This is a genomic window from Mesorhizobium sp. WSM4810 (assembly GCF_055811235.1).
In genome coordinates, this window is sequence record NZ_JBVVQV010000061.1 from 4,113 (window position 1) to 5,508 (window position 1,396).

At 58.9% G+C, this 1,396-nt stretch carries 1 protein-coding gene; it reads right to left on the reverse strand.

Annotated elements, in window-relative coordinates; translation table 11 throughout:
* On the reverse strand, window positions 1-1,396 hold a 1,396-nt coding region (locus AC0L3O_RS35115; protein ID WP_473618109.1), incomplete at both ends, for an adenylate/guanylate cyclase domain-containing protein.

Sequence of the window (1,396 nt, forward strand, 5' to 3'; positions counted from 1 at the left end):
GGTAAACTTCTCGGCATCCGAGGGATCCCTGAACGGCAAACGGCCGATATGCTCGACGGGGGAGTACCTCGGATTGATTTCCTTGAGTTCGCGCCAAACTTCGCCGGCCTCGTCCAATTTGCCAAGGTGGCCCAATGCTGAGGCGAGGAACGCGCGCGACAAGTCCGTGGTGGGATTGAGCGCGATACGATCCCTGAACAGAGCCGCCGCAGTCTCGTAATCGCCGGCTACGAAATAAGCGGTGCCCAGGAAGTGTACGTGCTGCTGTCGTGAAATCGGATCGAGGCGTATCGCCCGTTCAATCATGGGAATGGCTTTCGCCGGCTCTCCCGTATAAATGTGAACGGTGCCCCGCATGTTGAGCGCGGGAGCGTAGTTGGGATTTAGCAACAACGCCCGGTCGGCCTCATGGGCCCATCGCTCATAGTCCCTCATGAACATGGCCACCATTGCGGCGACATAATGGGCGAAAGGGTCCTGGTCGTCCCTGGCGATCGCTTGGGCTGTGAAGCGATCGGCTTGATCAAGTGACCTCTCGGGCGCGTCGGTCCAATGGTTCTGATAATCTAGGATATAGGCCATGCCCAGACCCGCATAAGCGGCGGCGTAGGACGGATCGATCTCGATCGCCCGACGGAAATAGGTGGTCGATTGATCGAACATCTCACGATCTCTCTTGAGCCCAAGGATCAGCTCGCGACCCCTCAAAAAGAGATCGTGGGCGTTCACGTCTTTCGTGCCGCCATCGACAATCAAGGATTTCTCCGCCTCGCTGAGCCTGACCTTCAGCGCAGCAACGATTTGTTGCGTGATGTCGTCCTGGACCTCGAAAATGTCAGTGAGGTCACGGTCGTAGCGCTCGGCCCAGAGATGTCCGCCGCTTGTGCCATCGATCAGCTGGGCGGTGACGCGAACCCGGTCGCCGGCCTTTCGAATGCTGCCTTCGACAGCGAACTTGACGCCGAGTTCGCGGCATACGTGAGGGACACTGAATGTCTTTTCTTTGTAGACGAAAGCCGAGTTGCGCGCGATGACGAACAGGCCGGATGCCTTGCTGAGATCGGTGATGATATCCTCAGTGATGCCGTCACTGAAGTACTCTTGCTCGGGATCGCGGCTCATGTTGTTGAAGGGAAGGACCACGATCGATGGTCGTTCCGGGAGCGGCATCTGATCAACACCGGGCGACGACGCCACGGTGTCACGAATCCAGCGCCAGATGCGGACCGGCCGGTCGATATTCTTGACCCGCTGTTCCCCCAGATCCTCGAACGGCAACTCAATGCGATCGCGCACCTGGTCATAGACTGCCGCCGATACGCAAACACCGCCCGGTTCCGCCAATCCCTCCAAACGGGCCGCGACGTTGACACCGTCTCCGTGGATGTCGTCGCCA